This window comes from Variovorax sp. MPBD4-3, assembly GCF_058809745.1.
In genome coordinates this window covers 1-22,346 of sequence record NZ_JBXASW010000009.1, presented here as the reverse complement: position 1 = coordinate 22,346, position 22,346 = coordinate 1, and the positions used below count along the sequence as shown (strand labels likewise).

The following is a 22,346-nucleotide window of genomic DNA, read 5'->3' as shown; positions in this document are numbered from 1 at the left end:
AACCCTAGATTTTAGGCCTTTGCGGCGGCGGGCTGCACGAGCACCGCGGCAGCGGTCTTGTGGGAGGCCGTATCGACCAGCACCAGCGAGCCCAGCGCACGCGATTGCGTGAACGGCAGCACCGCCAGCGGCTGCTGCAGCGCCAGCACCACGTCGCCGATGGAGTTGGCTTCCAGCTGCGTTGCGGGCTCCGATTCGAGCGTGGTGATGTTCACCCGGTCGACGATGCGCGCCACCTTGGCCTTGACCCAGCGGTGGCCCTGCAGCGCCCAGTACACGCGGCCCGCGACCAGCGGCTCGTCGTCGAGCCAGGCCACGGTGGCGGTGATCTCGCGCACCGGCTCGAAGGCGCCGGGCGCCAGCAGCCAGTCGCCGCGCGACACGTCGACCTCGCGGTCGAGCACGATGCCGGCGCTGTGGCCCGCGTGCACCGACTTCGGCTGGCGCGTGTGGCTCAGCACCTGCGCCACGGTGGCGGTCTGGTTGCTCGGCAGCACGGTCACGCGCTGGCCGGGCTCCACATGGCCAGAGGCGACACGGCCCCAGAACACGCGTCGGCCTTGCGAGGTGTCGGCGGAGGCCGAGAACTTCTCGACCCACTGCACCGGGAAGGCGAAGGGCACGGCCTCGTCCTGCGCGGTCACGGGCAGCTCTTCGAGCAGCTCGAGCAGGCTCGGGCCTTCGTAGCCCACCCAGTCGGCGTGGCGCGTGGCCACGTTCCAGCCCTTGAGCGCCGAGATCGGCACGATGGCCCCGACCTGCACGCCAGCCGCTTCGGCAAAGGCGGTCAGTGCGGTCGAGATGCGCTCGAAGGCCAGGCCGGCATCAGCGATGGCGTCGAGCTTGTTCACCGCGAAAACGATGGACTGCACGCGCAGCAGATGGCACAGCAGCGTATGGCGGCGCGTCTGCGGCAGCAGCTCGCGCTTGACCACGGTGCCGTCTTCCACTTCGGCGGCCCAAGCCAGCTTGGTCGCGTCGACCAGCACCACGGCGGCGTCGGCGGCCGAGGCGGCGGTGACCATGTTGCGCGTGTACTGCTCATGGCCCGGCGCGTCGCCGATGATGAACTTGCGCTTGGCGGTCGAGAAGTAGCGGTAGGCCACGTCGATCGTGATGCCTTGTTCTCGCTCGGCCGAGAGGCCGTCGGTCAGCAGGGCGAGGTCGGTTTCGCCGCCGCGCTGCACGCCGGCCAGCTGGTCTTGCAGCACGGTCTTGCTGTCGACCAGCAGGCGGCCGATCAGCGTGCTCTTGCCGTCGTCGACCGAGCCGCAGGTGATGAAGCGCAGGGCGGTGCCGGTGTCGCCGTGGACGGTGGTGTTCACAGGGGTTGCAGTCGTCGTACTCATCAGAAATACCCGTCTTTCTTGCGCTTCTCCATGGAAGCTTCCGAAGTCATGTCGTCCATGCGGGTCGCGCCGCGTTCGCTCACGTCCACCGACAGGGTCTCGAGCACCACGTCGTCGGCATCGGCCGCCAGGCTTTCCACCGGGCAGGTGGTGGTGATGTCGCCCACGGTGCGAAAGCGCACGTCGCGCACCTGCACTGTCTCGCCGTCGCGCGGCGGGGTCAGGTCTGTCACGGGCACCAGCAGGCCGCGGCGCTCCACCACCTCGCGCTTGTGCGTGTAGTAGATCGAGGGCAGGCCGACTTCCTCGCGGGCGATGTACTGCCACACGTCGAGCTCGGTCCAGTTCGAGATGGGGAACACGCGGAAGTGTTCGCCCGGGGCCAGGCGCGTGTTGAACAGCGTCCACAGCTCGGGGCGCTGGTCCTTGGGCTGCCACTGGCCGAAGCTGTCGCGGTGCGAAAAGATGCGCTCCTTGGCGCGCGCCTTTTCCTCGTCGCGGCGGGCGCCGCCGATCAGCGCGTCGAAGCGGAATTCCTCGATGGCTTCCAGCAGGGTCACCGACTGGTGCGCGTTGCGCGACTCGCCCGGGTGGGCCAGGCGCACGGTGCCGCGCTTCATGGAGTCTTCGACGCTGCGCACGATCAGCTCGGCGCCCAGTTCCCTGGCGCGCTGGTCGCGATAGGCCGTCACTTCAGGGAAGTTGTGGCCGGTGTCGATCATCAGCAGCGGGTAGGGGATGCGGCCCACGCCGAAGGCCTTTTCCGCGCACTTCAGCAGCACCAGCGAATCCTTGCCGCCCGAGAACAGCAGGGTGGGGCGCTCGAAGGCGGCCGCCACTTCGCGCAGGATGAAGATGGTTTCTTCCTCCAGCGCATCGAGGTGCGTGTTGGACAGGTGTGCCGGCGGCAGCAGCAGATCGGTTTCGGTACGGGCGTTCATCGGATGGGGTGCTTGCTGGATGCTGGAAATCGGTGAGGCGCTGGCGCTCGCTCAGTGCGCGAGATGCAGGCCGCACTCGCGGTTGTCTTCGCCCTTGGTCGGGTCCACGTAGTCGAAGTTGTTCGGCAGGCCGTGCTTCACGCAGTACTCGTGAAGATCCTTGGACGACCAGTGCAGCAGCGGAGCCACCTTGATGAGGCCGTCGGGGTTCACGCTGACCGGGTCCATCTGCGCGCGCACGGCCGTGTCGGTGGCGCGCAGCGCGGTGAACCAGACCTTGGGTGCCGTCTCGCGCAACGCGCGGGCAAAGGGCTCCAGCTTCACTTCTTCGGTGAAGGCGGCGTGGCGCGGATCGTCCAGCGCCGGCGTGGGGCCTTCCACGGCTTCGCGATGCGCACGCGAGCGGCGCGGCAGGTAGATGTGCAGGTCCAGGGCCAGCTGCTTCGTCACTTCGTCGGCAAAGCGGTAGGTGGCTTCGGTGTTGTAGCCGTTGTCCATCCACACCACGGGCACATCGCGCTTCACGCGCGTCACCATGTGCAGGATCACGGCCTCGAACGGGCGGAAGTTGGTGGTGACGATGGCGCTCTGGCCCAGGCCGAGCGCCCAGTCCACCAGGCCCTCGGCGTTGCGGCCGAGTTCGGTGTTGATGCGTGCGAAATCGATGTCCGTTGCGGTGCTCATGTCGAGGATTCCCATTCGCTCTCAGGCGTCGGCCGCGAAGTGCGGCGCGGGCTGTACCGCGTCGCCCTGGTAGAAGGCGTTGAAGCGGTCGAACTGGCGCTGCGCGTCGGAGGCATCCACGCCTTCCTTGAGCACGGCGCTGGAGAAGCCGGTGCGTTCCATCTGCACCAGCTGGTCGATCAGCACGTCGCCCGTGGCGCGGATGTCGCCGGTGAAGCCCAGGCGGCGGCGCAGCAGGAAGGCCTGGCTGTAGGCGCGGCCGTCGGTGAACTTCGGAAAGTGCAGGTCGATGCGCTCGATGTCCGCCAGGCACACCTCGATCGCGAGCGGGTCGGCGTCGTTGGCCAGTTGCAGGACCTTCGGGTCGCCGTCGTCGATGTGTTCTTCGGCCGAGAGGATGTTCAGGGTTTTTTTCATGCTGCTTCCTCCACCTTGAAGCGCGCACCGTTGGCGGCGGCCTTGAACGGATCCGGGCCCACGCGGCGCAGTGTGTCGATGAAGTTCTCTCCGTTTTCACGGGTGTCGCGGTACGTGGTGAGCACGGCCTCGATCACGCCCGGCACTTCGGCCGCCGAGAAAGAGGGGCCGACCACCTTGCCGGCCTGCGGCGCGCCGCTGAGCGCGGAGCCGTCGGAGCCGCCGAGCGTGACCTGGTACCACTCCTTGCCGTCCTTGTCGACGCCCAGGATGCCGATGTGGCCGCTGTGGTGGTGGCCGCACGAGTTGATGCAGCCGCTGATGTGCAGGTCGATCTCGCCCAGGTCGTCGAGCTCGTCGAGGTCCTGGTAACGCTCGGTGATGGCTTCGGCGATGGGAATGGAGCGCGCATTGGCCAGCGCGCAGAAGTCGCCGCCGGGGCAGGCGATCATGTCGGTCAGCAGGTGCACATTGGCGCTGGCGAGGCCGGCGGCGCGGGCGGCGAGCCACAGCGCGTGCAGGTCTTCGGCATGCACCCAGGGCAGCACCACGTTCTGGTCGTGGGTCACGCGGGCTTCGCCGGCGGAGAAGCGGTCAGCCAGTTGCGCGAGGGTGTCGAGCTGGTCGGCCGATGCATCGCCGGGCGCCTGCTTCAGGCGCTTGAACGACAGCGTGACGGCGCGCAGCGCGGGGTTCTTGTGCGGCGCCACGTTGCGGGCGAGCCAGCGGGCGAACTGCACGTCGTCGGCGGCATGGGCGCGCAGTTCGGCGTCGGTCTTCTCGGCGCTCTGCAGCACGCGGGTGGCCAGCGTCGGGGGCACGAAGGAAGCGGCCACGCGGTCGAATTCGGCCTGTGTGATGGTGTGCGGCGCGCCGTCGTGCTCGAGGATCTGTTTGTACTCGGCGTCCACGTCGTCGATGTAGCGCTGGCCTTCGGCCTTCACCAGGATCTTGATGCGCGCCTTGTAGATGTTGTCGCGGCGGCCATAGCGGTTGTAGACCCGGATCACCGCTTCGAGGTAATTCATGATCTGCTGCCACGGCAGGAACTCGCGCAGCACCGTGCCCACGATGGGCGTGCGGCCCATGCCGCCGCCCACCTGCACGCGGAAACCGATCTCGCCGGCTTCGTTCTTCACGATGTGCAGGCCCACGTCATGCCAGCCGGTGGCGGCGCGGTCTTCGGTGGCGCCGGTGATGGCGATCTTGAACTTGCGCGGCAGGAACGCGAACTCGGGGTGCAGCGTGCTCCACTGGCGCATGATTTCTGCGTAGGGGCGCGGGTCGGCGATCTCGTCGACGGCGATGCCGGCGCGCTCGTCGCTCGTGATGTTGCGGATGCAGTTGCCGCTGGTCTGGATGCCGTGCATGTCGACCGAAGCCAGCAGGTCCATCACGTCGGCCGACTTGGCCAGCGGAATCCAGTTGAACTGGACGTTCTGGCGCGTCGAGAAGTGGGCGTAGTGGGTGGGCAGCTTCTGGCTGCCGAGCAGGCCTTGCGTTTCGATGGCCTTGCGGTAGACCTCGGCTTCGGGCTCGTCGTATTCGCGGGCGATGCGGGCCAGCACGCGGATCTGGCGGCTGGAGAGCTCGCCGTAGGGCACGGCCACGCGCAGCATGGGCGCGTAGCGCTGGACGTACCAGCCGTTTTGCAGCCGCAGCGGGCGGAACTCGTCTTCGTGGAGGCGGCCCTTCTGCCAGCGCTCGAGCTGGTCTCTGAACTGGGCGGCTCGTTGATGAACGAACTGGCGATCGAATTCTGTGTATTGGTACATCGTGCGTGTGTCTTGAAGAAGTGCGGTGCCGCACGTACAACGGGGCGCCCCAGCAAGAAGCCGAGATTCTGGAAGCGCGGCTTATGGAAACAAACTATTTTTTGGTTCGCGCCTTATGCGGATAAGCTTATTCGCCAGTATCCATGCGGGTTTCCAGGCGGTTTGATGCTTATTCCGGATAAGGCGAAAGCGCCTCCAAGCTGTCGCCATGCCGACCGCGGCGGACCCGGATAGCAAGGGTAAATCCTGACGCGGCGGCCGCTGTGCGGCGTTGAAATGATTATCTCGAATAATCAAATCGACGCAGGACGCAATGAATTCCAAGCCTTCCTCGACCTCGCGCCGCGGCGCGCTGATTGCCGGAATCACCGCCATGGCCACGCTCGCAGACGCGAGGGCGGCCGATGCGCCGCCATCCGGCGTCGCCACCCCCACCAGCGAGCGCATTCCCGTCGTCTTGCCGCGCACGGAATTCGTCTACGAGGCCATCGTCGACATCGCCGCGCCGATGACGCTGGGCGCCTCGCCCTTCGGCGAGCGCTTCATGGTGCCGATCACGGGTGGCTCGTTCGAGGGGCCGGGCCTGCGCGGCACGGTGCTGGCTGGCGGTGCCGACCGCCAGCTGCTGCGCCGCGACGGCGCGAAGAACCTCGATGCCGTGTATGAGCTGAAGACCGACGACGGCGTGGTGATCTCGGTGCGCAACACCGTGCTCTCGCGCAACCCGAAGAATGCGCCGCGCTATGTGTTCTCCACGCTGCAGATCGTCGCGCCCGAGGGCAAATACGGCTGGCTCAACGACTTCGTCTACGTGGGCACGCTCGACGCGCTGCGGCCGCAGCGCGAGGCCGTGGTGATCCGGGTCTACAAGATCGTCTAACGCAGCATCGACGACATCGCCGAGCAGCAGTTCAGCATGCGCACGGCCGCCTCCACCGTCGGCGCGGTGAAGCGCACGGTGACGCCGTCGACGCGCTCGAACGCCGGCCACTGGCAGAACAGGTCGGCCAGGGCGGTCGACTGCGTGCGCAGCGTCACGGTCTGCGGGCCTTCGAAGACCAGCGGCCGGGCGTTCGCGCGTGCGGCCAGCGCTTCTTCCACGCCGGCGCGGATGGCGCGGCGCGACTGCTCGGGCGACAGCGACACGCCGCTGCTGAAGCCGGTCGCCTTCTTCGTTTCCACGAAGGTCGCGTGCGGAAAGAGCGGGCGGTTCTCTGCGATGAACACGTCGTCGCCGCTGCCCATGACCACGGGCGCGCCGTATTCGCCGGCCAGCGCGCCGTAGAGCCCGGCCTCGCCCAGCTCCTGCCCGCCGAGCGCGATGCCCGCGAACGCGAAGCTGTTGATGGTGTGCGCAAGAATGCCGCGCCCCTGCGCGCGCGAGTGGTAGCCCACCATGCAGACCGCGTCCACGCCTTCTTCCACGCCGGCCACCATGCTCAGGTAGCGCGGCTTGCCTTGCACCACGCGGGCGCGCGCATCCAGCACGTCGGGCGGCATGTTGCGGAAGCCGCCGTGCGAGTCGTTCACCAGCACCTCGGTGGCGCCCGCATCGAATGCACCGGCGATGGCCGCGTTGGCCTCCTGTGCCATCAGCAGGCGTGCGCGTTCGTACTCCGGGTTGCCCTGGCGCGTCTGCTCGGGGTGGTAGACGCCGGCGACGCCTTCGATGTCGGTGGAGATCAGGACTTTCATGGGCGCAATGTGATCGGAATCAGGAAGAAAGAGAGAGGGCCGGCAGCAGGTCACGCAGCGAGGCGCGGTGGTTGCCGTCGCGCCCCGTCACGGCCGTGGCCTGCCAGAGGGCATGGATGATCGCCTGTTCCGTGCTGTCGGCGGCGGCCTGGAACAGGCCGTCGAGCAGCCCGTCGTGCAGCATCGCCACGGCAGGCATCGGGCGTTCGACGCTGCCGGGCACCGTGTAGGCGGTGGAAAAGGCCAGCACGATGTCGCCGCTGCCGTGGCCGTAGACCGACCCGGTGCGGGCCAGTCCGGCGCCCGCGCGCAGCGCCAGCCGGCCCAGCTGGCGCGCGTCGAGCGGTGCGTCGGTCGCGACCACGATGATGATCGAGCCCTTCTCGGGCTCCGTCGATGCCGGCACGCCGCGCACGGCCTGCAGCTGCGCCAGCCGGTCGCCGATTGCATGGCCGGCCAGCAGCAGCTGCGGCTGGCGCCCGTAGTTGGCCAGCACCAGCGTGCCCACCGTGTGCAGGCCGCCGCCGCGCGCCGACACCCGGCGCGACGCGCTGCCGATGCCGCCCTTGAGCTGGAAGCTCGACATGCCGCGCCCCGCGCCGACCGAGCCCTGAGCGAAGTCGGCGGCGGCGCCGTCGTGCGCGCGCAGGTAGTCGGCCTCGCTCACCGCGAGCCGCTGTATGTCGTTGAGGAAGCCGTCGTTGCACTCGAACACCAGCGGATTGACCGTGGGCAGCGAGCGCCCGGTTTCGGGGTTGGCCGCCGCGCACTGGCGGATCTGCGCCGTCGCCACCGTGCCGACCGAGAAAGTGTTGGTCAGCGCGATCGGCGTTTCCAGCACGCCGAGCTCCGCGAGCTGCACCAGCCCCACGCTCTTGCCGAATCCGTTGAGCACCACGGCTGCGGCCGGCACCTTGTCGCGGAACGGGTCGCCCTGGTGCGGGCGGATCACCGTCACGCCGGTCTGGATGCCGCCGTCGTCCAGGGTGCTGTGGCCGACGGTGACGCCGGGCACGTCCGCGATGGTGTTGCGCTCGCCTTGCAGCAGGGTGCCGATGAAGGGCGGTGCGGTGGGCTGCGCCAGGGAAGAGGTGGAAGGCATCGGGAGGGGAGAGGGACTACTGGCGGTCGATCTTCGGATCGAGCGCGTCGCGCAGTGCGTCGCCCAGCAGGTTGAAGGCGAGCACGGTGAAGAAGATGGCCAGGCTGGGGAACAGCGCCACGTGCGGCGAGGTCACCATGTCGGCGCGGGCTTCGCTGAGCATCGCGCCCCACTCGGGCGTGGGCGGCTGCGCGCCCATGCCCAGGAACGACAGGCTGGCCGCCGTGATGATCGACGTGCCCACGCGCATCGAGAAATACACCACGATCGACGAGATGGTGCCCGGCAGGATGTGCCGCACGATGATGGTCCAGTCCGACGCGCCGATGCTGCGCTCGGCCTCGATGTAGGTCTGCTGCTTGAGCACCAGCGTGTTGCCGCGCACCAGCCGCGCGAAGGCCGGCACGCTGAACACCGACACCGCCACCACCACGTTGGTCATGCTGCTGCCCAGGATGGCCACCACGCCCAGCGCCAGCAGGATGCCGGGGAAGGCGAACAGCACGTCGGACACACGCATCACGATGCGGTCCCACCAGCCTTCGTAGTAGCCCGCCAGCAGGCCGAATGCGGTGCCGACGAAACCGCCCACCAGCACCGACAGGAAGCCCGCCATCAGCGAGATGCGCGCGCCCATCAGGATGCGGCTGAAGATGTCGCGGCCCAGCGGATCGACGCCGAACCAGTGCGTGGCCGAGGGGCCGCTGTTCAGCATGTCGTAGTCGAAGAAGTTCTCCGGGTCGAAAGGCACGATCCACGGAGCGAACACCGCGACGAACACCAGCAGCAGCACGAAGAGCGCGGCAATGATGCCCACGGGCTGCTTCTTGAAGCGGCGCCAGCATTCGCCCCAGGGCGTGCGGACCTTGCCGGCGGTTTGCACCGCGGCAACGGGAGACAGTGGAACGATGGATTCGGCAGGCACGCCGGAAGCTTGTTGCGTCATGGCTGCTTGCTCACTTGTATCGGATGGTGGGGTTGATGTAGCCGTACAGCACGTCCACCACCAGGTTGATCAGGATGAATTCGAGCGAGAACAGCAGCACCAGCGTCTGGATCACGGGGTAGTCGCGCATCTGCACGGCGTCGACCAGCAGGCGGCCGAGGCCGGGCCAGTTGAACACCGCCTCCACCAGGATGGAGCCGCCGAGCAAAAAGCCGAACTGCAGGCCCATCATGGTGACCACCGGAATCAGCGCGTTGCGCAGCGTGTGCTTGAACACCACGGTGGATTCGCGCACGCCCTTGGCGCGCGCGGTGCGCACGAAGTCTTCCTGGATCACCTCGACGAAGGAAGCCCGCGTGAAGCGCGCCATCACGGCGGCCACGGCCGCGCCCAGCGTGATGGAGGGCAGGATGTAGTGTTTCCAGCTGCTGGCGCCCACCGTGGGCAGCCAGCCGAGCTGGACCGAGAAGATCTGCATCAGCAGCATGCCGAGTGCGAATGCGGGAAAGGAGATGCCCGACACGGCGAGCGTCATGCCCAGCCGGTCCGGCCATTTGTTGCGGTACACCGCCGAGACGATGCCGATGCCCATGCCGAAGATCACCGCCCACACCATGCTGGTGATGGTCAGCATCACCGTCGGGAAGAAGCGCTCGCCGATTTCCACCGACACCGGCCGCCGCGTGCGGATCGAGGTGCCGAAGTCGCCTTGCAGCATGTGGGTGAAGAAGTTCACGAACTGCTGCGGCAGCGGCTTGTCGAGGCCCAGCTCCGCGCGGACCATGGCCACGGTCTGCTCGTCGGCGTCCTGGCCGGCGGCAAGGCGCGCCGGATCGCCGGGCAGCATGTGGACGAACAGGAACACCAGCACCGCCACGATGAGCAGCGTGGGGATCAGGCCCAACAGTCGTTTGAGAAAGTAATTCAGCATGGGGTGCGGTTGCCGCGAGCGGGCGATGGCGGCATGCCATCGCCCGTCGGGCATTCAGTCAGGAAACGAGGAACCGGCGATCAGTTCGACACCGCGACGGCGTCGATGTTGATGTTGCCGTCGGGCATCACGAACACGCCCGAGAGGCGCTTGGCGTGCGCCGACAGGTTCTGTTCCGTGATCATCGGCACGCGGGGCAGGTCCTTGCGGATTTCTTCCTGCGCGGTCTTGTAGAGCGCGGTGCGTTCCTTCTCGTCGACGGTCACCAGCGCCTTGGCCAGCGCGTTGTCGACCACCTCGCTCTTGTAGAACGACATGTTGTTCAGCTTGGGCGCCCAGGCTTCCGAGGCGAACAGCGGGCGCAGGCCCCAGTCGGCTTCACCGGTCGACGAAGACCAGCCGGTGTAGTACATGCGGACCTTGGCCGTCTTCGGATCCGGCCATGCATCGACCTGCTCCGTGCGCTGGCCCACTTCGAGCGCCTGCACCTGCAGCTTGATGCCGATCTGCGCGAGCTGCTGCTGCACGAACTGGATCGTCTTCTGGCTGGTCGTGTTGTTGTAGGCGCTCCACAGCACCGACTCGAAACCGTCGGGGTAGCCGGCTTCCTTCATCAGCTCCTTGGCCTTCTTCAGGTCATAGGGAATGGGAGCCATCTTCTCGGCGTACTTCACGCCCTGCGGCAGCACGCCCTGCGCGGGGAAGGCGTAGCCGCCGAACGCGACCTTGGCCAGCGCTTCCTTGTTGATGGCATAGCCGATGGCTTCGCGCACCTTCGGGTTGTCGTACGGCTTCTGCAGCATGTTGAATGCCAGGAAGCGCGTGATGATCGAGGGCGTGGCCACCACTTCGAGCTTGTCGCTCTTCTTCAGCAGCTCGGCCTGCTCGTAGGGGATGGGGAATGCAAAGTCGGCTTCGCCGGTCTGCAGCATCGCGGCGCGCGTGTTGTTCTCGAGCACCGGCTTCCACTGCACCGTGTCGACCTTCGGGTAGCCCTTCTTCCAGTAGCCGTCGAACTTCTTGGCCTTGACGGCTTCGGTCTGCTTCCACTCGACGAACTCGAAGGGGCCGGTGCCCACGGGATGGAAGGCGATGTCCTTGTTGCCCCACTTCTTCAGCGCGGTGGGCGAGATCATGGCGGCCGATGCATGGGCCAGCGAGTTGATGAAGGGGCCGAAGGGCTCCTTCAGCGTGATGCGCACCGTGCTCGGGTTCACCGCTTCGACCTTGCTCACGCGGTTGAACTGGTTGTAGCGCAGCAGCTTGTTGTCCTGGTTGAGCACGCGGTCGAGCACGAACTTCACGGCTTCGGCGTTGAAGTCGGTGCCGTCGTGGAACTTCACGCCGGTGCGCAGCTTGATGGTGTACACCAGGCCGTCCTTTGACACGTCGTAGCTCTCGGCGAGCACGTTCTGCACCTTCAGGTCCTTGTCGAACTGGAACAGGCCTTCATAGAAGGTCTTGGTCACTGCCGTGGTGATGGTGGTGTTGGTGTTGTACGGGTCCAGCGTTTCCGGCTGGTAGCCGATCGACAGCACCACGTCTTTCGCGGCCAGTGCAGTGCCCGAGGCGGCCAGCGCGGCCAGGCCCAGCAGCGCGGATGCCCAGCGCAGGGAGGAAGAAGATTGCTTCATGGAAGAACTCCAGTCGGTTCGAGGAAAAAAGCAGGAGGGGGCCTGCGGGTTGAGAAAAATGAGTTGAAGAAGGTCAGAACGCGCCGCCGATGGCGTGGCGTGCCACGAAGTGGCCGGGCGCCACCTGCACCAGCGGCGGCACCTCGGGCTCGTCGCCCACCGCGCGGATCGGGCTGGGAATCTCGCCTTCGAGCAGCGCGCGCGGCTTGTGGCGGCGCGACGGGTCTGCCACCGGCACCGCGGCCATCAGCTTGCGGGTGTAGGCGTGCTGCGGTGCTTCGAACACCGCGCGGCGCGGGCCGATCTCGACGATCTGGCCGAGGTACATCACGGCCACGCGGTGGCTGATGCGCTCCACCACTGCCATGTCGTGCGAGATGAACAGGAAGGCCACGCCCAGCTCGCGCTGCAGGTCGAGCATCAGGTTCACGATCTGCGCCTGGATGGACACGTCGAGCGCGGACACCGACTCGTCGGCCACCACCACCTTGGGGTTCAGCGCCAGGGCGCGCGCGATGGCGATGCGCTGGCGCTGGCCGCCCGAGAACTCGTGCGGATAGCGCTGCGCCACTTCCGGCGGCAGGCCGACCTTCTGCAGCAGCCAGTCCACGCGCTGCTGCGCCTCGGCGCCCTTGGCGATGCCGTGGATCAGCAGCGGCTCCATGATCGAGAAGCCCACCGTCACGCGCGGGTCGAGCGAGGCGAAGGGGTCCTGGAAGATGAACTGGATGTTGCGACGCAGCGCCTGCAGCTCGCGCGTGGGCAGTTCGCGGATGTTCTGGCCGCCGAATTCGATGGCGCCGCTCTGGCTCTCGACCAGGCGCAGCAGCGAGCGGCCGGTGGTCGACTTGCCGCAGCCCGATTCGCCGACCAGCGCCAGCGTTTCGCCGGGGTACAGGTCGAAGCTGATCTTCTCCACCGCATGCACGCGGCGCTTCACGCGGCCGAAGAGGCCGCTGCGCACGTCGAAGCGCGTCACGAGGTCGCGCACGCGAAGAATCGGGCCGGCGTCGGCGCGCACGGTGTCCTGCGGGGTCGCGGGTTCGGGCGGGGCTGCATCGGCCGGGCTTTCGGTGCGCAGCAGCTCGAACTTGGCCGGCAGGTCGGTGCCCTGCATGGCGCCCAGCTTGGGCACGGCCGACAGCAGCGCGCGGGTGTAGGGGTGCTGCGGCGCCGCGAACACGGTGTCGGAGCTGCCGGCTTCGACCTTGTCGCCGCGGTACATCACCAGCACGCGGTCGGCAATCTCGGCCACCACGCCCATGTCGTGCGTGATGAAGAGCACGCCCATGCGCATCTCCTTCTGCAGCTCGCGGATGAGCTGGAGGATCTGCGCCTGGATGGTCACGTCGAGCGCGGTGGTGGGCTCGTCGGCAATCAGCAGCTGAGGCTTGCACGACAGCGCCATCGCGATCATCACGCGCTGGCGCATGCCGCCCGACAGCTGGTGCGGGAAGCGGTCGAGCACGTTGCGCGCTTCCGGAATGCGCACCAGCTCCAGCATGCGCAGCGCTTCGGCGCGCGCTGCCGAATCGCTCTTGCCCTGGTGGATGCGGATGGCCTCGGCGATCTGGTCGCCGGCGGTGAACACCGGGTTCAGCGACGTCATCGGCTCCTGGAAGATCATCGCGATGTCGGCGCCGCGGATGCCGCGCATCGCGCTGTCGCGCGCCTGGGCCAGGTCGAGCACTTCGCCGTTGCGGCGGCGGAACATCATGCTTCCGTTGAGGATGCGCCCGCCGCCGTGCTCCACCAGCCGCATCAGCGCAAGCGAGGTGACCGACTTGCCCGAACCCGATTCGCCCACCACCGCGAGCGTTTCGCCGTGGTCGACGTGGAAAGACAGTTTCTTGACGGCATCGACCGTGCGCTCGGAAGTCGAGAAGCGCACGGTGAGGTCGTCGACGGCGAGGACGCGGCCGTCCGGCAGGGCGAGGGCAGGGGTGGACATGGGAGTGCGAGAGAAAAAGGTGGCGTGCGGCAGCGTCAGGCGAAGATGGCTGTCTGGGGCGCTTCGTTGCCGCGCGCGTGGCCGCGGTACATGCCTTCGGTGTTGAAGGCCAGGCTCAGGTTGCCGTGGCGGTCGACGGCGATCAGGCCGCCGGTGCCGCCGATGGCCGGCAGCGACTGCTGCACCACGGCGTGCGTGGCGGCCTCGAGCGTGGCGCCGGCGTAGGCCATGCGCGCGCACACGTCGTAGGCGGCGGCAACGCGGATGAACATCTCGCCGCTGCCGGTGCAGGACACGGCCGCGGTGCGGTCGTCGGCATAGGTGCCGGCGCCGATGAGCGGCGAATCGCCGACGCGGCCGACGCGCTTGTTGGTCATGCCGCCGGTCGAGGTGGCGGCGGCGAGGTGGCCGTGCATGTCGAGCGCCACGGCGCCGACGGTGCCGAACTTCCTGTCTTCGTCCAGCGGGGTGGCGGGCGCGGCCGTCATGGACGCGCCTTCATGGTCGGTCACCACGCGGCCGGTGCCGCGCACGCGATAAAGCTGCTCGCGGCGCGCTTCGGTGGAGAAGAACGAAGGCTCGACCATCTCCAGCCCGTGTTCGCGCGCGAAGGCCTCGGCACCCGCGCCGGCCAGCAGCACATGGGCGCCGTCTTCCATCACGGCGCGCGCGGCGCGCACAGGGCGGCGGACGTGGCACACGCCGGCAATCGCGCCGGCGGCGAGCGTGGCGCCGTCCATCACGGCGGCGTCGAGTTCATGGGTTTCGTCGTGCGTGAACACGGCGCCGTGGCCGGCATTGAACAGCGGGCACTCTTCGAGCAACTCGACCGCCAGGCAGGCGGCGTCGATAGCGGACGCGCCCGCGAGCAGCGCCGACTGCGCGGCGGCGACGATGCGGTTCAGCGCGTCGTGGTAGGCCTGCGCCTGTTCGGCGCTGGTCGTGGCGGCGCTGATGGTGCCGGCGCCGCCGTGGATGGCGATCACGGGCACGTGGGTCTGGGTCATCGGGAAGCTCTCTTCTTTTTCGGGCCGTCGCCGTTCGGGGCGGCGGCATCGGGAGGGGTGGCGGCATTTGCGCCGTTCGCGCCATTTGCGCCGTTCGCGCGCAGGAGGCCGTTGGCACCGTGCAGCCACGGGCGCACCGCCTGCAGGATGCGGCCGGCGGACTGCACCGGATCGGGCGCCCGCAAGGCGACGGCGCTGGTCAGTGCCTCGACCAGCGCGAGCACGCTGGTCTCGCAGTTCGGGCGGTAGCTGGTTTCGGTCTGGCAGTACAGCACCACGTCGGCCAGCGGCGCGAGCGGCGAGCTGGGGCGGTCGGTCAGCGCGAGCAGGGCGCAGCCCTGGGCGCGCGCGATCTGCGCCAGTGCCACGGTGTCGGTCAGGTAGCGCGGGAACGTCAGGCCGATGAAAAGGTCCTGCGGACCCGCGTGCATCAGGGTGCGCGCCGAATGCGTCACGCCGCTCACGCTGGAGAGCAGGCGCACGTCGCTGCAGCTGCCATCCAGGCCGTGCTGCAGCAGGCCCGCCAGCCAGGCGCTCGCGCCGAAACCGGCGATGTAGATCGAACGCGCCTTGCCGATGCGCTCGACCGCTGCTTCGCAGGCTGCGTAGTCCAGCGTCTGGCGCGTGGCTTCGATGTTGCGGCGGCTCTCGTCGAGCGCCGTGGCGAACACCTCGGCCACCGTGGTCGGCCGCTCCAGGTTGCCGCGCATGCGCTCCACCGGCGCCACCAGCGGCTCGAAGCCGCGCACCAGCTCGGCACGGAAGGTGGCGTAGCCATCGAAATCCAGCGCGCGCGCGAAACGGTTGGCCGTGGCCACCGACACGCCGACCACGGCGGCCAGCTCGTCGATGGGCAGCGTCGCGACCTGCAGCGGGTGCTCGAGCACGTAGTCGGCCACTTGGCGATGCGAGCGCGTCAACCGCGGCAGCGCTTGCGCGATGCGCTGTGCCACGGTGGTGCCTTGGGTGTCGACGGTGCTGTTCATGAAAGGTGCGTAGCGCCCGAAAGTGTGCTTTTTTTGAAAACCAGTTTACAAATATAAGTCAAACAAGAAAATTTTCTGTCATTTCTGATCGCTCACGCAAATACCGGGCCAGCGTCGAAGGGATTCGGCAGCGCTTCGCGGCGGGGCGCTTTCCCTCTGGCGGTGGTCGCGTAAGCTCGCCCGGATTCTGTTTCTAGGTGTTTTCCCGATGTCGTTGCTTTCCGGTTCGTCCGTCCAACCCCGCAATTTCAGGATCGACGTCCTGCGCGGCATCGCCATCTCGCTGGTGCTCCTGCTTCACTTCCACCTGTCGTACTCGCTGGTGGACAGCCCGCTGGCCGACCTTCTGCCGGCTGTTTTCATCAAGTCCCTGGCGATCAACGGCAACTACGGCGTCACCATGTTCTTCGTGGTGTCGGGCTACCTCATCACCTCGACCACGCTGAAGCGCTACGGCAGCCTGGGCAACGTGGACGTGCGCGGCTTCTACGCCTTTCGCTTCGCGCGCATCGTTCCTTGCCTGGCGGTGGCGCTGGCGGTCATCGTCGGGCTCGGCCTGCTCGGGCAGCCGGCGTTCATGAACATCGCCAAGCCGGGGTGGCCGCAGGTCGGCTATCCGGTGGCGGTGCTGTCTGTGCTGACCTTCTGGCACAACCTGCTGATGCAGCATGCGTGGTACTTCAACTACGCGATGAACATCTACTGGTCGCTCTCGGTGGAGGAGGTGTTCTACCTCGCGTTCCCGCTGCTGTGCTTCGGGCTGAAGCGGCAGTGGGCCATCGTCGCCGTGTGGCTGGTGGCGATCGTCGCGGGGCCGGTCTATCGAAGCTTCCACGCGCACGACGAGATCTACTTCATGTACGGCTATCTCGCATGCTTCGACGCCGTGGCCTTCGGCTGCTGCGCGGCGCTGGTCGCGCAGCGGGTCGGCCTGCATGGATGGGCCGGCCGCCAGATCCAGCTGGCCGCGGCGTGCCTCCTGGCCGTGACGTATCTGCGCGGGATCCACGGCAACGAAGTCTTCGGCTTCACCGCCATCGCAGCCGGAACCGCGGTCCTGCTGGTCGGCGCGCACAACGAGAAGGTATCGGCATGGGCGCAGCGCAGCAGGGCGCTCGCGGGTCTTCGGTGGCTGGGGCGGCACAGCTACGAGCTGTACCTGTTCCACATCATCGTGCTGGGCCTGATGCGCGGCGTCGTGGCGCGCGGGCAGATGCAACCCGAGTGGAAGCTGCCGGCGCTGGTGTTTTTCGTAGCGGCGTCCGTGGCTGTGGCCTGGGCCATTGCGCGCTTCTATTCGGAGCCGATGAATGCTTGGCTGCGGCGCAGGTTGCTTGCTTCATAGCCGTCGCTGTATCGACAACGTGCATTGCAATCGGTCGATCAACGGGCCTGCTCCGGCCAAGAGATACACTGCCTTTCGCACGTCAAAAAAAGGCGTGCTTGGGATTGGCGTCCCAAAGCACCTCTGCGATCCAAGCCGCAGATTCCTATGCCCACACGCTCTTCCATGCTGCCTTCCTCTCCGATCGACGAGGAAGGCACTCCACTTGACACGACGCCTGACGTCATGCCGAGGCTTTTGACTCCACCGCTGCCACCGCAGGCCACGGATGCGGATTCCATTGCACTGCAGGCGTGTGACGACGTCGACAGCCTGCGCGAGGTGTGGCGTGCTTACGTATGCCTCGAGAAACTCTTGGTGCCGCTCGAGTTGGCAGACACAGAGCAGGTCTATCCGACACGCACCGAGTTGAGTTCGCTCGTCCGCTTGATCAATGACGAAATGCATCGTCGAATCGAACTGATCGACACGACACTTCATGCAGCACGAGCTCCATCGCGTCACCCGGCCTGAACGCCTCTCGCCGACGCATGCGCCGCGACCATCCAGCAGGCCGCGGTGAATCGGACTTCATCGCCATGGACATACGGCTCGAAAGCCGGGCGGACCGCCGCGATGACGCGGCTGCGCGTCCTCCTCCTGCAACTGCTTGCCGACGGGGCCGAAAAAGCTAGGCGCGCGCCTTCTGCATGAAGACGCTGAACGGATCGGGGCCGTAGCTGCCGAACGGGCCTCGCGGCAAATAGCCCGAGCGCGCATAGAGCGCAATCGCCTCGGGCTGGCGCGGTCCGGTTTCCAGCATGAAGGTCGTGCAGCCCTTCGCCGCGGCTTCGCGCTCCAGAAAATCCAGCACCCTGGCCGCGATGCCTTGCCCCCGGTTCTCGGGCCGCACGAACATGCGCTTGAGCTCGCCGAACTCCGGGCCCACGACGATGGCGCCGCAGCCGACGGCCTTGCCCTCGTGGTCGCGCGCCACGGCGAACAGCACGTTGGGCGCGGAGAGCGCCGCGATGTCGATGCCGTGATGGCTCTCCGGCGGATAGAGCGGCTTCTGGTAAGCGTCGAGGTCGTCGATGAGCTGGATGACGTCGGGCTGGGCGGGGCTTTCGAGGGAAATCTGCATCGGTCGATGTTACTGAGCAGGCATCGCCACGCGCAGTGCCTGCGCCCACCGCTCGGCCATGGCCGGCGAGTTGAAGCAGGTGGTTTCCTCGGTCGCGCTGCAGACGGCGCGCTCGAGCAACTGGATGTCCGCTTCATGCTGCCGCGCCACATGCGGGTCTTCGAAGAAGATGACCTTGTGGCAGCGGCGGTCCAGCACCAGTTCGGCGATCTGCGCGTCGCCGCCGAGCGGGCCGCTCTGGTAGCGGGTGACCCACGGCACATCCGCCGGCCATCCGCGCGACCATGCCAGGTCGTTCAGCAGGCCGCCGGTCGTGCCGGTCGCCACGCGGTTGCGGAAGCCGGAGAGAAGATCGAAGTGCAGCGCGGCGAACGCCACCATCCGCTGCTTCAGGGCATCGTGCGCAATGAGCGCAACGGTCTGCTCCTCGCGGGGCGCGAACGCGTTGCCGGTGGCGTGGCCGGCCAGTGCCAGCTCGATCGCGATCCATTCCCGCGCGCCGGCCGCAGTCGAAAGAAAAGGCTTGCCGTGAATCACGCACTGGCGCTTCAGCGCCTGTGCCTCGGGGTACAGGGAAGACGGATCGACCGGGTCGATGAAATAGATCACGCCGTCGATTTCATCGGCCGGCACCAGGCCGCCGGAGATCCGCGACACCAGCCGCATGAGCCCGCCGTCGGGGCCGTGAGGCAGGCGCGTAAGCGGCGCATGGCCTGCGAGCAGGCCGTCGCGCACCAGCGCGTCGTGCGTTCCGCCCACCGCAAGGAGGCCCAGGTTCAGCGTGCGGATGCCGGCCTCGCAGGCCTCGGCCCATCGGCCCAATGCGCCGACGCCTTCCTGCCGGTGCAGGCGATTGGCCACGAGGCCGAAACGCCGGGAAGCTGCCAGGGGCGCCTGCGCAGGAGGCTGCTGTGAAAGCGGCGATGCTGCCATGTGTCTTTTCACCTTTGACGGAGTTGGATGAGGTGTTCGACCATGCCCGGCTATCCGGGCGTCAGCCCGAGCACCCACCGCTTGAAGTGTTCCAGCGCCCCGGAGGCCGGCCGGCCTTCGGGGTAGGCAAAGTAGTAACCTTGGCGCACGTCCAGGTGCCGGTCGACCGGTATCACCAGTTCGCCGGTCTTCAGCTCATGTTCCACCAGGATGCGCGGCGCAAGGCCGACGCCCATGCCGGCGGCGGTGGCCGCCACCACCATGGTGAACAGCTCGTAGCGCGGCCCGCGCGACGCATGCACCGTGTATTCCCAGCCTTGCTGCGCATACCAGTCGCGCCAGGCGTGGGCGCGCGTGCTCAGGTGCACGTGGCGGCAGCGCTCGAAACCGGCCTCGTCCCATGGGCCGTTGGCATCGCGGAAGGCAGGGCTGCAGATGGGCACCATCTCGCCCTCGGCAAAGATCAGCCCGCCGCGCGTGTTCGGCCAGAACTGGTCGCCGAAATAGATGGCCGCGTCGTAGGCGTTCTCCTGGAAGGAAAAGGGCTGCGAGCGCGCCGACAGGTTGACGGTGATGTTCGGATGCAGCTTGCTGAACTCCGGCAGGCGCGGTATGAGCCACTGCGTGGCGAAGGTGGGCACCACGGCCAGTTCGAGCACGAAGCCCATCTCGTGGCCGGCGCTGATCTCCAGCGTGTCGCGGCGGATCTGGTCGAGGTGGCGGCGGATGCGCGCCGCGTATTCGCGGCCCACGTCGGTCAGCGTGAGCCGGCGCCGCACGCGCGAGAACAGCGGCACGCCCAGCCGCTGCTCGAGCATGGCCACCTGCCGCCCGACTGCGCTTTGCGTGAGCGCGAGTTCGGCGGCCGCGCGGGTGAAGCTCCCCAGCCGCGCCGAGGCCTCGAAGGCCTGCAGCGCGCCGAGGTTGGGAATGTCTTTTCTCATCGATTGCCAGCAGTTGTCTCAGTCTCTTTCGGCGAAGCACCCATCGTGCCCGGGGAGGCGGGGTCCGCGACGCTATTTTGCGTGCCGCCACGCAGGCGCCGCGCGGCATTTGTGGATACGCTGGCGGTGGCGCCATCGATGGCGGCCGGCAAGAAAGGCATTTCATGCGTCGTGTGGTGATCATCGGCGGCGGGGCCATCGGCTCCGCCATCGCTTACTTCCTGAGCTGCGATCCGGAGCAGGAGCCCTTCGATGTCACGGTGGTCGAGCGCGATTTCTCGTACCGGCAGGCTTCGTCGGCGCTGTCGGCCAGCTCCATCCGCCAGCAGTTTTCCACCGCGATCAACATCGAGATGTCGCGCTACGGCATTCAATTCATGCGCGCGCTCGGCCAGACCCTGCGCGTGGGCGACGAGGTGCCGGACATCGGCCTCGTCGAGCCCGGCTACCTGTACCTGGCCTCGCCGGCGGGCGTGGACGTGCTGCGCGAGAACCATGCGATGCAGAAGGCGCACGCGGTCGACGTGGCGCTGTTGACGCCGGCCGAGCTGAAGGCGCGGTTTCCGTGGATATCGACCGAGGGTGTCGCGCTGGCCTCGCTCGGGTTGTCGGGCGAAGGCTGGTATGACGGCTACAGCCTGCTGCAGGCCTTTCGCAGGAAGGCCGTGTCGCAAGGCGTTCGCTATGTGCAGGCGCACGCGACGGGCCTGCGCCGCGACGGCCGGCGGCTGACCGGCGTGCAGCTGGGCAACGGCGAGACGCTGGACGCCGACGTGGTCGTCAACGCCGCGGGCGCGTGGGCCGCGACGGTGGCGGGCTGGGCCGGCATCGAGTTGCCGGTGCGCGGCCGGCGCCGCAGCGTGTTCAGCTTCTCCTGCCCCGACGCGCTGCCGGGCTGCCCGCTGGTCATCGACACATCGGGCATATGGCTGCGGCCCGAAGGCCGGCAGTTCATCTGCGGCTTCGCGCCGCCCGAGGCGCAGGACCTCGACGACCAGCCGCTGGACGTGGAGTACGGAGCCTTCGACAGCTTCATCTGGCCCGCGCTGGCCGAGCGCGTGCCTGCCTTCGAGGCCATCCGCATGACCGGTGCGTGGGCCGGCTACTACGAGATGAACGTGTTCGACCACAACGCCATCCTCGGCCTGCACCCGGAGTGCGACAACCTGTACTTTGCGAACGGTTTCTCCGGCCACGGCCTGCAGCAGTGCCCGGCGGCCGGGCGGGGCGTGGCGGAGCTGATCCGCTTCGGCGGCTATCGCAGCCTCGACCTGGGCGCGCTGTCTTTCGCGCGCATCCTCCAGAACAGGCCGCTGCTCGAGAAGAACGTGATCTAGCCGCCCGGATTCAAGGCGACGCCAATGCGGTGAACGGCCCTTGCTGGCCCAGCGCGGACTGCCCCTCGTTGAGCACCGCGACCAGCCTGCCGTAGAAGAACGGAAGGCCGAAGTCGATGGCGCTGCCGATGCTCGCCGCGGCCACGTTGTTGACCGCCACCGCGCCCGGGTTGCTCGTGAACAGCGACTGCGCGTTCGCTATGGCAAAGCTCTGGCTCAGCGCGGGCCCCGTGGCCGCCGTGAAACTGGCGCTGAGGTCGAGCGAACTGGGCGGGCAGTAGAAGCCTTGGTACGTGCTGCCCTTGGCGCACTGGGCGATCGTCGAATCGTTCAGGAACAGGAAGTTCGATCCGCTGTCCAGGAAGCTGTCGGGAAAGCTGCTGTTCTTGTAGGTGGCCGAAACGCGCAGCGTGCGCGGGTTGGTCTGCAGCACCGTCGCGCCGGTCATGGCGTTGTTGGCCTGCGTGGCAACGCCGAAGTAGAGCGTGCCGACGGTCACGCCCTGGCCAGCCGAGGAAATCGCGGGCAGCCCGAGCACCACGCCGTTGTTGTCCTGCGCGAAGCTGGCGACGATGTTCTGCGCCTGCTGGGCGAGCGGCACCGCCGTATTCTGGCACTGCGCGCCCGCCTGGCAGGTGTAGTAGGTGGCCGCAACCGCCTTCTGCGCGCAAGCGCTGCCGCAGTCCTGCAGGAAGGCGGCCACGCCGATGATGCCGTTCGTTCCCAGTTCCGCGGGCGTGTTTTCGGCCTGCAGCGTGCCGTTGTCGGAGCATGCGCTGGGCACGGCGCCCGCCGCGGTGTCGCCGGTGATCTGCAGCGGTTGCGCCGCCGCCGACTTCGGCCCCAGCGTGATGTCGGCCGTGCGCATGGTTCCCCATGTGTAGCCGTCGAGGAACTGCGCGCAGGCGTTCAGCGGCGCGCCGCTCACCGACTCCTGCGGCAGCGCCGCCAGCATCGAAGAATTGAGCGCGGAGGCGGCGATGCGTATGCCGGTGGAACCGGTGTCGACCAGGACGTTGTCGATCGTCTGGCAGGTGCCGGTGCCCGGTGCGCAGAGTTTCACGCTGACCTGCGGGAGGTTGACGCCGCTCGTGTCCGTTCCACGCGACACGGTGAGGGACATGGAGTTCTGCGAACTCGTGGTGGGTGTGGATGTGGGTGTGGGTGTCGCCGCCGGGGTGCCGGTGGTGGTCGGCAGCAGCGCGATCGGCAGTGCGCCGCCGCCTCCGCCACCCCCCCCACCCCC

The 22,346-nt window shown here is 67.6% G+C and carries 21 protein-coding genes and 1 pseudogene; 4 read left to right on the top strand and 18 right to left on the bottom strand.

What is annotated here, in order from left to right:
- Positions 1–11: 11 nt before the first annotated feature.
- Genes AC1RVW_RS07550 through AC1RVW_RS07530 form a run of 5 tightly spaced genes read right to left on the bottom strand, consistent with a single transcriptional unit; the run spans position 12 to position 5,166 of the window.
- Positions 12–1,349 carry a sulfate adenylyltransferase subunit 1 gene (locus AC1RVW_RS07550; RefSeq protein WP_493199039.1) on the bottom strand — a complete coding sequence of 446 codons (1,338 nt, stop codon included), beginning with the start codon at positions 1,347–1,349 and terminating at the stop codon, positions 12–14.
- The gene (gene cysD / locus AC1RVW_RS07545; protein ID WP_081266344.1) at positions 1,349–2,290 is read right to left on the bottom strand and encodes a sulfate adenylyltransferase subunit CysD; all 942 of its coding nucleotides are present in this window, start codon (positions 2,288–2,290) and stop codon (positions 1,349–1,351) included. Before cysD ends, AC1RVW_RS07550 begins: the two co-directional genes overlap by 1 nt.
- A 51-nt stretch (positions 2,291–2,341) precedes the next feature.
- Positions 2,342–2,974 carry a phosphoadenosine phosphosulfate reductase domain-containing protein gene (locus tag AC1RVW_RS07540; protein ID WP_493199036.1) on the bottom strand — a complete coding sequence of 211 codons (633 nt, stop codon included), beginning with the start codon at positions 2,972–2,974 and terminating at the stop codon, positions 2,342–2,344.
- A 21-nt stretch (positions 2,975–2,995) separates the two neighbouring features.
- A complete protein-coding gene (locus AC1RVW_RS07535; protein WP_493199034.1) occupies positions 2,996–3,391 on the bottom strand; it encodes a DUF934 domain-containing protein in 396 nt (131 codons plus the stop codon).
- Positions 3,388–5,166, bottom strand: coding sequence for a nitrite/sulfite reductase (locus tag AC1RVW_RS07530; RefSeq protein ID WP_106934343.1), 1,779 nt, complete (start codon positions 5,164–5,166; stop codon positions 3,388–3,390). Before AC1RVW_RS07530 ends, AC1RVW_RS07535 begins: the two co-directional genes overlap by 4 nt.
- 313 nt (positions 5,167–5,479) lie before the next feature.
- On the opposite strand from AC1RVW_RS07530, the gene AC1RVW_RS07525 reads away from it, so the two are divergent.
- Positions 5,480–6,046 carry a DUF3237 domain-containing protein gene (locus tag AC1RVW_RS07525; protein WP_081266347.1) on the top strand — a complete coding sequence of 189 codons (567 nt, stop codon included), beginning with the start codon at positions 5,480–5,482 and terminating at the stop codon, positions 6,044–6,046.
- Here AC1RVW_RS07525 and AC1RVW_RS07520 read toward each other — a convergent pair.
- The 8 genes from AC1RVW_RS07520 to AC1RVW_RS07485 all read right to left on the bottom strand — a co-directional run bounded on the left by AC1RVW_RS07520 (position 6,043) and on the right by AC1RVW_RS07485 (position 15,418).
- Entirely contained in the window at positions 6,043–6,861 is an 819-nt protein-coding gene (locus tag AC1RVW_RS07520) for a M55 family metallopeptidase (protein ID WP_081266348.1), read from the bottom strand. The genes AC1RVW_RS07525 and AC1RVW_RS07520 overlap by 4 nt on opposite strands.
- A 19-nt stretch (positions 6,862–6,880) precedes the next feature.
- Positions 6,881–7,963, bottom strand: coding sequence for a P1 family peptidase (locus AC1RVW_RS07515; RefSeq protein ID WP_493199030.1), 1,083 nt, complete (start codon positions 7,961–7,963; stop codon positions 6,881–6,883).
- 16 nt (positions 7,964–7,979) lie between these two features.
- Positions 7,980–8,909: a glutathione ABC transporter permease GsiD gene (gene gsiD / locus AC1RVW_RS07510; RefSeq protein ID WP_285410739.1), complete on the bottom strand. Its 930-nt coding sequence runs from the start codon at positions 8,907–8,909 to the stop codon at positions 7,980–7,982.
- Between the two features lie 10 nt (positions 8,910–8,919).
- Entirely contained in the window at positions 8,920–9,840 is a 921-nt protein-coding gene (gene gsiC / locus AC1RVW_RS07505; RefSeq protein ID WP_493199027.1) for a glutathione ABC transporter permease GsiC, read from the bottom strand.
- Positions 9,841–9,920: 80 nt separating this feature from the next.
- Positions 9,921–11,474 (bottom strand): glutathione ABC transporter substrate-binding protein GsiB, encoded by a 1,554-nt coding sequence (gene gsiB, locus AC1RVW_RS07500; protein WP_493199025.1) that lies wholly within the window; start codon positions 11,472–11,474, stop codon positions 9,921–9,923.
- A gap of 73 nt (positions 11,475–11,547) precedes the next feature.
- Positions 11,548–13,425, bottom strand: coding sequence for a dipeptide ABC transporter ATP-binding protein (locus AC1RVW_RS07495; RefSeq protein WP_454909355.1), 1,878 nt, complete (start codon positions 13,423–13,425; stop codon positions 11,548–11,550).
- 35 nt (positions 13,426–13,460) lie between these two features.
- A complete protein-coding gene (locus tag AC1RVW_RS07490) occupies positions 13,461–14,432 on the bottom strand; it encodes an isoaspartyl peptidase/L-asparaginase family protein (protein WP_106934349.1) in 972 nt (323 codons plus the stop codon).
- Positions 14,429–15,418 (bottom strand): MurR/RpiR family transcriptional regulator, encoded by a 990-nt coding sequence (locus tag AC1RVW_RS07485; protein ID WP_493199022.1) that lies wholly within the window; start codon positions 15,416–15,418, stop codon positions 14,429–14,431. The genes AC1RVW_RS07490 and AC1RVW_RS07485 overlap by 4 nt, the downstream gene beginning before the upstream one ends.
- A 208-nt stretch (positions 15,419–15,626) precedes the next feature.
- On the opposite strand from AC1RVW_RS07485, the gene AC1RVW_RS07480 reads away from it, so the two are divergent.
- Complete coding sequence (locus tag AC1RVW_RS07480; RefSeq protein WP_493199020.1) at positions 15,627–16,763, top strand: acyltransferase family protein; 1,137 nt, start codon at positions 15,627–15,629, stop codon at positions 16,761–16,763.
- Between the two features lie 147 nt (positions 16,764–16,910).
- Positions 16,911–17,276: a hypothetical protein gene (locus AC1RVW_RS07475; RefSeq protein ID WP_493199018.1), complete on the top strand. Its 366-nt coding sequence runs from the start codon at positions 16,911–16,913 to the stop codon at positions 17,274–17,276.
- Here the strand turns inward: AC1RVW_RS07475 and AC1RVW_RS07470 are convergent.
- The 4 genes and pseudogenes from AC1RVW_RS07470 to AC1RVW_RS07455 all read right to left on the bottom strand — a co-directional run.
- Positions 17,264–17,395 (bottom strand): annotated as a pseudogene (locus AC1RVW_RS07470) (SAM-dependent methyltransferase); the annotation flags it as partial. The gene AC1RVW_RS07475 and the pseudogene AC1RVW_RS07470 overlap by 13 nt on opposite strands.
- A 38-nt stretch (positions 17,396–17,433) precedes the next feature.
- On the bottom strand, positions 17,434–17,886 hold the full coding sequence (locus tag AC1RVW_RS07465) for a GNAT family N-acetyltransferase (protein ID WP_285410728.1): 453 nt from the start codon (positions 17,884–17,886) through the stop codon (positions 17,434–17,436).
- A gap of 9 nt (positions 17,887–17,895) precedes the next feature.
- Positions 17,896–18,819 carry a methylglyoxal synthase gene (locus AC1RVW_RS07460; protein ID WP_285410726.1) on the bottom strand — a complete coding sequence of 308 codons (924 nt, stop codon included), beginning with the start codon at positions 18,817–18,819 and terminating at the stop codon, positions 17,896–17,898.
- Between the two features lie 50 nt (positions 18,820–18,869).
- Positions 18,870–19,763: a LysR substrate-binding domain-containing protein gene (locus tag AC1RVW_RS07455; protein WP_285410725.1), complete on the bottom strand. Its 894-nt coding sequence runs from the start codon at positions 19,761–19,763 to the stop codon at positions 18,870–18,872.
- Positions 19,764–19,927: 164 nt separating this feature from the next.
- Here AC1RVW_RS07455 and AC1RVW_RS07450 point away from each other — a divergent pair, with 164 nt between their 5' ends.
- On the top strand, positions 19,928–21,100 hold the full coding sequence (locus AC1RVW_RS07450) for an NAD(P)/FAD-dependent oxidoreductase (protein ID WP_493199014.1): 1,173 nt from the start codon (positions 19,928–19,930) through the stop codon (positions 21,098–21,100).
- 10 nt (positions 21,101–21,110) lie between these two features.
- Here the strand turns inward: AC1RVW_RS07450 and AC1RVW_RS07445 are convergent.
- Positions 21,111–22,346 (bottom strand): DUF3443 family protein (locus AC1RVW_RS07445; RefSeq protein ID WP_493199012.1); only part of this gene is annotated, 1,236 nt, incomplete at its 5' end.